This is a genomic window from Amycolatopsis sp. lyj-84 (assembly GCF_046549075.1).
Classification (GTDB): Bacteria; Actinomycetota; Actinomycetes; order Mycobacteriales; family Pseudonocardiaceae; genus Amycolatopsis.
Genome location: NZ_JAJPWO010000033.1, coordinates 1 through 9132 on the forward strand (window position 1 = coordinate 1; position 9132 = coordinate 9132).

Here is a 9132-nt window from a genome sequence, read left to right on the forward strand (position 1 = left end):
AAATTTGATCGAGGCAATATACTTGCTCTCAAAGGAACCTCAAACGAGGTTCAAATACATAAGCTCTACTGGCTTAGTTCACTAGCACACTGTTGAGTTCTCAAGCAACACACCCCGAATCGCACCGAGCAAAACCCGGCCTTATCCGAAGCAGTTATTTCTTGGCTTTTGTTCGGAGCTCACCCTACACCTGCTTGAAACTGCCGTTTCAGCGGGGGTCTGGTTACCTCTCCGTTTCGGGACCACCCACTCTACCACCATCTGGTGGGAGCTTGGTTCGTGTTCCCGGCGGCCGCTCGGTTTCCCTGGCGACGAAGAGAACATTACACGGCCCGAAACCGGCGTTTACAGGGGGGTCCCTTTTTTCGCGCCGATGCTCTGACCTGCGTCGATCTTGCGTTCACCCGGGATCGGCTCCCCGTGCGTCGCGACGACCGTCAGCACGACGAGGGCGGCGGCGAGCCCGGCGGTGATGTGGATGGGCGCCGGCGTGAACGACGCGGCGAGCACGAGCACCGCGGTCACCGGGAAGCCGATCGCGATCGGGCGGCATTCGTTGGTCGGCCCGATGTGCATCAGCCAGACGCTCAGCAGGTAGATCGCGACGGGCACGGTCGTCGCCATGGCTGCGGGCAGCGAGGCGACGTGCCCGGTGTGGGTGTCGTAGTCGACCGCGACCTCGAGACCGGCGCCGAGGGCGGCCGCCGACGCGAAGATCAGGTAGTGCCCATAACCCCAGCTCGCCACGGTGAACAGGTTCTTCGCCTTTTCGAGGCGGGCGTGCCCCGGCTGGTCGAAGTACAGCCACCACAGAGAGAAGACCAGCACGAGTCCCGCGGCGGCGAGGGAGATCAGGCTGCCGGTGTGCTCGCCTTCGTCCAGCCCCTCCTTGACCGCCGTGGTCGCGCCGAGGATGGATTCACCCAGCACGATGATCGTGAACAGGCCGTAGCGTTCGGCGATGTGGTGCGGGTGCCAGCCGGTGGGCCGTCGGCGTTCGGCGATCAGCGGGACCGCGAGCTCGGCCAGCAGGAACACGAAAAACGACGGCAGGGCCAGGGACTCCGGCAGGCCGAGGCGGACGATCCACAGGATCTGGACGATCGTGATGCCGATGGCGTACCGCAACGCGGCCGGACGGCACTGCGAATCGGTCCGCGCGGCGCGCAGCCACTGCACGACCATCGCCAGCCGCATCAGGACGTAGCCGATCACCATGATCGTGAAGTCGCCTTCGAAGGCCGACGAGACGCCGGCCGCCACGGTCAGCCCGCCGGCGATCTGCACCATCGTGACCAGCCGATACAGGACGTCGTCGGTGTCGAACGACGACGCGAACCAGCTGAAGTTCAGCCAGCCCCACCAGATCGCGAAGAACACCATCGCGAAGCTGAGCACCCCGTGCCCGATGTGGTTCTCGGCGATGGCGTGGTGCAGACCGGCCGCGGCCTGCGCGACGGCGACCACGAAACACAGGTCGAACAACAGCTCCAGCGGCGTCGCCACCCGGTGGCCTTCACCGGAATCCCGCATCTTCATGGGCCGGTACCAGACCCGCAGGCGATTCCGCCCCTCAGAACTCTCCGCCATGGGTGCTCCTCGCAATCTCGAACTCGCGAAGATCTTCGCAGCCGGAAGCGGTTCACACACTCGGAGAAACGCGCGGCGGGTGGGTCCGGGCCGGGTGCACCTCCCCAGGCGTCCCCGCACGGACCCACCCGCGCGATTGCTTCACCGGGACTCGGCTGGTCAGTGGTGGTGAGCCGGGTGCCGCCGAACGGTCCCCCGCGGACGCCGACGGCCGTCCACCGGCTCGTGACCGTGGGTGTCCATTCCTGAAACTCCGGACTCGCCACGATCGCTCCAGCCGATCGATCCATCCCCGATCGATCGACAGAAATACCACTGTCGGTAGCCAAGACACCGCAGTGAAGGCACCGTAAGGTGTACCCGGTTGCTCTGAGTAGCACCAGAGCTTGGCTACTTCAGTCACTCGGATGGAGCATTCGGTCTCGCCGACCGTAGTCAGTGACGGGCGCGGATGACTCAGCCGCGTTGACTGTCGGCGGCAGCCCTGTCGGCTTCCTCCCGCTCAGTGAGCAAACGCCGATTCCGGCGCGCGCGGAGTTCGATCACGGCGAGTAAGAGCGCCGAGCACGTCAACGCGGCGGCGCACAGCATCGCCGCGGTCAGCGCCGACGGATAACCACCGTTCGCGCCCAGTACCGCGTGGAAGACCGAGGCCAGGACGACCGTGCCGATCGCGGTGCCGATCCGCTGCCCGGTCTGCAGCGCGCCCCCGGCCACGCCCGCCATCGACGTCGGCACGCATTCCAGGGTCAGCGTGGTGTTGGGCGAGATGACCATGCCGCCGCCGATCCCGCCGACGAGCAACGGCAGCGCGAACCACCAGCCCGCCGAGGCGCCGGGATCCCGACCGGCCAGGAAGGCGACCGCGAGCATCCCGGCGATCACCATGACCAGCCCGGTGACGGTGAGCTTGCGCCCCCACTTCGGCACCAGCCGCCCCGCGATCGCCGCTGCCGCGGCCGAGCCGAGGGCGAAGGAGGTGACGGCGAGTCCTGATTGCAGTGGCGTGTAGCCGAGGCCCTGCTGGAAGAAGATGGCGAAGACCAGCCACATGCCGGTGAACCCGCTGAAGTACAGCGCGCCGACGGCGGCACCGGTGGCGTAGCCGGGCGTGCCGGTGAACAGCCGCGTGTCCAGCAGCGGCGAACGGCCGCGCCGCACCATCGAGCGTTCCCAGCGCACGAACGCGAACCCGAAGACCACCGCGACGACGAACAGCCACCACAGGCTGCTGAGGCCGCCCTGTTCGGATTCGATCAGCGGGAGCAGGACCCCGAGCACGGCGACACCCAGCAGCATGATGCCGACGAAGTCGATCTCGCCTCGCAGGCTTCTCGCCGGTCTCTCCGCTTTCGGGAGCCATTTCAAGGCCAGGATGAATGCCAGGATCCCGATGGGCACGTTCACGTAGAAGACCCAGCGCCAGCCTTCCGGATCACCGAAGACGGCGAGGATCACGCCGCCGAGCACCGGCCCGACCGCGGTCGAGATCCCGACGGTGGCACCGAACATGCCGAACGCGCGGCCTCGCTCCGCGCCGCGGAACAGGTCCTGGATCATCCCGCTGTTCTGCGGCGTCATCATGCCCGACGCGATGCCCTGCAGGAGCCGCGCGACGATCAACGTCGTTTCGTTCGGCGCGGCGCCCGCGAACGCGCTGGTCAGCACGAACGCGGCGAGCGCGAACAGGAACATGCGGCGGCGGCCGAGCGCGTCGCCGAGCCTGCCGCCGGTGACCAGCACCAGCCCGAAGGCCAGCGCGTAGCCGGAAACGACCCACTGGATCCCGCCGCTCGACGCGCCGAGGTCCTGCTGGATCGAGGGCAGCGCCGTGTTGACGATGCTGACGTCGAGCAGGCCCATGAACCCGGCGGCGAGGGAGACGGCGAGCGCCTTCCAGCGCCGTGGATCGGGTTCGTAGGTGCTCATCAGGTGCTGGCGGCGATCCCGGGGATGCCCTTGAGCTCACCGATCAGCATCGACGTCACCTTGACCGGATAGTCGTAGAGCGCGAAGACCGTCTGGTTCTTGCCGACCAGCTTGAGGTGCACCGGCGTTTCGCCCTTGTGCGCCAGCAGGGTCTGCTTCAGTTCGCTGACCACCGACTGGTCGAGCTTCTCCGCCGCGGCCAGCAGGACGAGCGGCAGGTCCTCGTCGCCGTTCCCGATCTCGGACAGGTCGAGCGGCACGAGCCCGCCGCCGAAGATGGACATCTTGTCCTCGCGCCAGTTCACCCGGCCCTTGACCAGGACTGCGTTGTCCTCGATGAGGTCGGCGGAGAACATCGCGTACGACTTCGGGAAGTACAGGACCTCCAGCGAGGCGTCCATGTCCTCGACGGTGCAGATCGCCCAGGGCTCGCCCTTCTTGTTGACCCGGCGCTCCAGCGAGGTGATCAGCCCGGAGATGATCAGCTCGCCTTCCTTGGGCGGGTCGGCGATGATCGCGGCGATCGGCCTCGGCGCGTGTTTGCGCAGGATGCGCTCGGCGCCGTCCAGCGGGTGCGCCGAGACGTACAGACCGAGCATCTCCCGTTCGTAGGCCAGGAGCTGCTTGCGCGGGTACTCCTCCTCGCCGAACTTCAGGTGCGCGAGCGGTGAAGAAGACACGGCGGCTTCCGCGTCGTCGTCCCCGCCGAAACCGAAGAGGTCGAATTGGCCCATCGCCTCCTGGCGCTTGAGCGGGACCACGGCCTCGACCGCGTCCTCGTGCACCTGGATCATCGAAAGCCGGGAGTTGCCGAGCGAGTCGAACCCGCCGGCCTTGATCAGCGATTCGATGACCCGCTTGTTGCAGGCCACCAGTTCGGACTTGTCGAGGAAGTCGGTGAAGGAGGAGTACTTCCCCTTCTCGGCCCGGGTCTTGATGATCGACTCGACGACGTTCGCGCCGACGTTGCGGACGGCACCCATGCCGAAGCGGATGTCGCCCCCGACGGCCGCGAACCTCAGCGCCGACTCGTTGACGTCCGGCGGGAGCACCTTGATGCCGAGGCGGCGGCACTCGGACAGGTAGACCGCGGACTTGTCCTTGTTGTCACCGACCGAGGTGAGCAGCGCGGCCATGTACTCCGGCGTGAAGTTCGCCTTGAGGTACGCGGTCCAGTAGGAGATCAGGCCGTACGCGGCCGCGTGGCTCTTGTTGAACGCGTAGCCGGCGAACGGGAGGATCGTGTCCCAGAGCGCCTTCACCGCTTCCGGCGAGAACCCGCCGTCGATCAGCGGGCTGGCCTTCATCCCGGCCTCGAAGCCCTCGTACTCGAGATCGAGGACTTCCTTCTTCTTCTTACCCATGGCCCGGCGGAGCACGTCCGCGCGGCCCATCGTGTATCCGGCCACCTTCTGGCCGATGTGCATGATCTGCTCCTGATAGACGATCAGGCCGTAGGTGTCGGCCAGGATCTCCTTCAGGGGCTCCTCGAGCTGCGGGTGGATCGGCTTGACCTTCTGCCGATTGTTCTTGCGGTCCGCGTAGTCGTTGTGCGCGTTCATGCCCATCGGGCCGGGGCGGTACAGCGCGCCCACCGCCACGATGTCGTCGAAGACCGTCGGCTGCATCCGGCGCAGCAGATCCCGCATCGGCCCGCCGTCCAGCTGGAACACGCCGAGCGTGTCTCCCCTGGCGAGCAGCTTGTACGTCTCCGGGTCTTCGACGCCGAGGGTGTCGAGGTCGATGTCGACCCCGCGGTTGGTCTTGATGTTGTCGATCGCGTCACCGATGACGGTGAGGTTCCGCAGGCCCAGGAAGTCCATCTTGAGCAGGCCGATGTTCTCGCACGACGGGTAGTCCCAGCCGGTGATGATCGAGCCGTCGTCACGCTGCCACAGCGGGATCGCGTCGGTCAGCGGGTCGCAGGACATGATGACCGCGCAGGCGTGGACGCCGGCGTTGCGGATCAGGCCTTCGAGGCCGCGGGCGGTCTCGAAGATCGTCTTGCACTCTTCGTCGGTCTCGACGAGCGCGCGGACCTCGGCGGCCTCGCCGTAGCGCTCGTGCTTGGAGTCGACGATGCCCGAGAGCGGGATGTCCTTCGCCATGATCGGCGGCGGCAGCGCCTTCGAGATCCGGTCCGCGATCGCGTAGCCGGGCTGGCCGAAGTGGACGCGGGCGGAGTCCTTGATGGCCGCCTTGGTCTTAATGGTGCCGAAGGTGATGACCTGCGCGACCTTGTCGACGCCGTACTTGTCGGTGGCGTAGCGGATCATCTCGCCGCGGCGGCGGTCGTCGAAGTCGATGTCGATATCGGGCATGGACACGCGCTCGGGGTTCAGGAACCGCTCGAACAGCAGCTTCTGCGGGATCGGATCCAGGTTGGTGATACCGAGCACGTACGCGACCAGCGAGCCGGCGGCCGAACCACGGCCGGGGCCGACGCGGATGCCGACTTTACGGGCGTAGTTGATGAGGTCGGCGACGATGAGGAAGTAGGCGGGGAAGCCCTTCCCGATGATGACGTCGAGCTCGATCTCGATGCGCTCGTTGTAGTACTCGTCCGGGACGCCGTCCGGGTACCGCCACTTGAGACCGCGCGCGACCTCTTCCCGCAGCCAGGTTCCCTGGTCGTAGCCCTCGGGGACCTCGAAGAACGGCAGCCGGTCCTTGTGCGTGTAGACGTCCTTGTAGGACTCCACGCGCTCGGCGATCAGCAGCGTCGAGTCGGCGGCGCCGGGAACTTCCTTGTCCCAGTACTCCCGCATGTCGGCGGCCGACTTCAGGTAGTAGCCGTCACCGTCGAACTTGAACCGGTTCGGGTCGTTCAGCGTCTTGCCCGCCTGCACGCACAGCAGCGCAGAGTGGGTGTCGGCCTGGTCCTTGGTGACGTAGTGCGAGTCGTTCGTGGCCAGCGGCCGGATGTCGAGCAGCTTGCCGATCTCGAGCAGGCCCTCGCGGACCGACCGCTCGATCGGCAGGCCGTGGTCCATCAGCTCGAGGAAGAAGTTCTCACCGCCGAAGATGTCCTTGTAGTCCGACGCGGCCTGGATCGCTTCGGTGCGCTGCCCCAGCCGGAGGCGCGTCTGTACCTCACCGGACGGGCAGCCGGTGGTCGCGATGATGCCTTCGTGGTTCTCCGAGATCAGCTCGCGGTCCATCCGGGGCTTGCGGTAGTAGCCCTGCATGCTCGCGAGCGACGAGAGCTTGAACAGGTTCCGCAGCCCGGTCGCGTTCGCGGCGAGCATCGTCATGTGGGTGTACGAACCGCTACCCGAGACGTCGCCGCCTTCACCGAACTCGTCGGAGCCACGCTGGTTGGCCTGTCCCCAGAACACCGGCTTCTTGTGGAACCGGCTCTCCGGCGCGACGTAGGCCTCGATGCCGATGATCGGCTTGAGGTCGTGCTTGACCGCCTGCTGATAGAACTCGTCCGCGCCGTACATGTTGCCGTGGTCGGTCATGCCGACCGCGGGCATGCCCAGCCGCGCCGCCTCCTTGAACAGGGGGGCGATCTTCGCCGCACCGTCGAGCATCGAGTACTCGGTGTGCACATGCAGGTGGACGAAGGAATCGTTCGACACCAGCGAAAACCTCCCCTAGGCAGACGGGTCCCTGGCTGCGTGACGCGGGCCGGTCCTCCCACCCTAGGCTTGTCAAGATCATCAGCAACTCGCGGGGGGACGCGGTCGTCAGCCGGTGCCGAGTCTGCTAGCTGACGAAGATCAAATCCAGCTGCCTCGCCGGAGTCTTCGCCACCCGAACGGGGCAGTGATGCTCAGCCCAGCCGGGCGTTGACCCCCTCCCTGTCGAACCACTCCGGGTCGAACCCGTAGCCGCCGAGCTCTTCGACCAGGCCGTCGTTCTCTTCGTCGCCCGGATCCCTCAGCGCCTCCAGCAACATCTTGTACGCGTGCTCGTCTTCGCATTCCGGCGGAGGCGCCGCGCGCTCGCCGTCGAGACAGCTCGGCGCTCTGGGGAGGGCGACCACTTGCTCGACGCGGATCCAGTGCCGCCAATGCTCCGCCTCATAGACGAGTCGATGGCCCGGTGCCGTGACGACCTGGCCGAGGAGCACCTGATCGTCCAGGCGATCGCCTTCTCCGTACCGGCCGTCGGTGCTGAAGCCTCCGTACGCCGTCTCGAACCAGTGGTACTGCCGCTCGTCCCGGTCGAACGCCGCCGCCAGGACCCGGTGCACTCCGGCGAGCGTGAGATCGGAGCGGACTTCGAGCCGTCGCCAGATCGCCTGGTCCGGTCCGAGCAGGGCGACCGCGAGCCGCAGTCCGGTGACCGGTCCGGGTGGAGGCAGGACGAGCGGAAGAGGATCGACTCCCGATCGGGGGACCGGTTCGTACTCGGGGAGGCCGAGCCATCGGCGCAGCCGGTCGGCTCGTTCGGGCAAGTCCGACTTCGCGCCCAGCTCGAAGAAGTCCGGGACCCTCTCGAAAAGCCAGGCGTCAGAATCGGCCCTGACGATCAGCGCCGCCTCGACCTGGCTCCGGAACTCCTCGGGTGTCAGCGGTGCCTCGGCCACCAAGGCGTCCGACGGCTCCGCGTGGAGTTCGATCCTGCGGACCCTGTCGCCGTCGACCACCACCTCGACGCTCACCGAGCGCTTGCCCGCGGTCAGTGTGGCGGCGAGGGTGACCCTGTCCCGGTCCGGTTCGCCTCGCGCGACGCAGTCCGACAGGTCGGCAGGTTTCGGCTTCTCGGGCTTGTGCCCTCGGCTGGTGGGGCTCACTCCCGCAGTATCCCCAGCGGCACCGACAGGTTTCGCGGCCTCGTGAGCAGCCATGATCCAAAAATGCTTGCCGACCTGGGCGCGGATGGGCAGACTGGCCAGCCGCCAAGATCACCGAACCGCCCGGAGAGTTGATGATCGACCTGCAGGCCATGAACGAACGCGTGATCGCGGAGTTCCGCGCGAACGGCCGCCACGGGGAGGGCCTCCCGACGCTGTTGCTCACCACCACCGGCGCCCGCACCGGACGACGCCACGTGACGCCGATGCTGTTCCTGGCGGACGACGACCGCTACATCGTGTTCGCCGCGAACGGGGGCGCTCCCGGGCATCCGGACTGGTACCGCAACCTGGTCGCGGAGCCGTCCGTCGACGTCGAGGCGGACGGAGAGTCCTTTCCCGCCCACGCGGCCGAGATCACCGGAGCGGCCCGGGACCGTCTGTTCGCGAAGCAGGCGAGGGCGTTCCCCCGGCTCGCCGAGCACCAGTCGATGACCAGCCGTCCGTTCCCGGTGATCGCGCTCAAGCGAGTCTGAGCTCACGGTGGTCGTGAGTCACCTACCGGCTTCTGCCCGCGGTCGTTCACGGGGCCGGGCAGTGAAGGGCCCCTTGCCTACCTTGACCGTAGTGATGGAGGCCTTCACTACCTTCGTGATCGCCACGGCCGCCACCTTCGCCCCACCCGCACCAGCCATCACGTAGTTCAAGTGACCAGGGCGCCGGTACCGAGTCGGCTGGGGTGGTGGGGGGGGGGGGGGGGGGGGGGGGGGGGGGGGGGGGGGGGGGGGGGGGGGGGGGGGGGGGGGGGGGGGGGGGGGTGGGGGGGGGGTGGGGGGGGGGGGGGGGGGGGGGGGGGGGGGGGGGGGGGG

At 67.4% G+C, this 9132-nt stretch carries 5 protein-coding genes; 1 reads left to right on the top strand and 4 read right to left on the bottom strand.

Annotation, left to right across the window (positions count from 1 at the left end; all coding sequences use genetic code 11):
• Nucleotides 1–345 precede the first annotated feature (345 nt).
• The 4 genes from ACLJRM_RS44165 to ACLJRM_RS44180 all read right to left on the bottom strand — a co-directional run bounded on the left by ACLJRM_RS44165 (nucleotide 346) and on the right by ACLJRM_RS44180 (nucleotide 8263).
• Nucleotides 346–1590 (bottom strand): low temperature requirement protein A, encoded by a 1245-nt coding sequence (locus ACLJRM_RS44165; protein WP_410666446.1) that lies wholly within the window; start codon nucleotides 1588–1590, stop codon nucleotides 346–348.
• Between the two features lie 456 nt (nucleotides 1591–2046).
• A complete protein-coding gene (locus tag ACLJRM_RS44170) occupies nucleotides 2047–3519 on the bottom strand; it encodes an MFS transporter (protein WP_101609535.1) in 1473 nt (490 codons plus the stop codon).
• A complete protein-coding gene (dnaE, locus tag ACLJRM_RS44175; RefSeq protein ID WP_101609536.1) occupies nucleotides 3519–7103 on the bottom strand; it encodes a DNA polymerase III subunit alpha in 3585 nt (1194 codons plus the stop codon). The genes ACLJRM_RS44170 and dnaE overlap by 1 nt, the downstream gene beginning before the upstream one ends.
• A gap of 194 nt (nucleotides 7104–7297) precedes the next feature.
• Entirely contained in the window at nucleotides 7298–8263 is a 966-nt protein-coding gene (locus ACLJRM_RS44180; protein ID WP_410666447.1) for a plasmid pRiA4b ORF-3 family protein, read from the bottom strand.
• 134 nt (nucleotides 8264–8397) lie between these two features.
• Here ACLJRM_RS44180 and ACLJRM_RS44185 point away from each other — a divergent pair, with 134 nt between their 5' ends.
• The gene (locus ACLJRM_RS44185) at nucleotides 8398–8799 is read left to right on the top strand and encodes a nitroreductase/quinone reductase family protein (protein ID WP_101609538.1); all 402 of its coding nucleotides are present in this window, start codon (nucleotides 8398–8400) and stop codon (nucleotides 8797–8799) included.
• Nucleotides 8800–9132 lie beyond the last annotated feature (333 nt).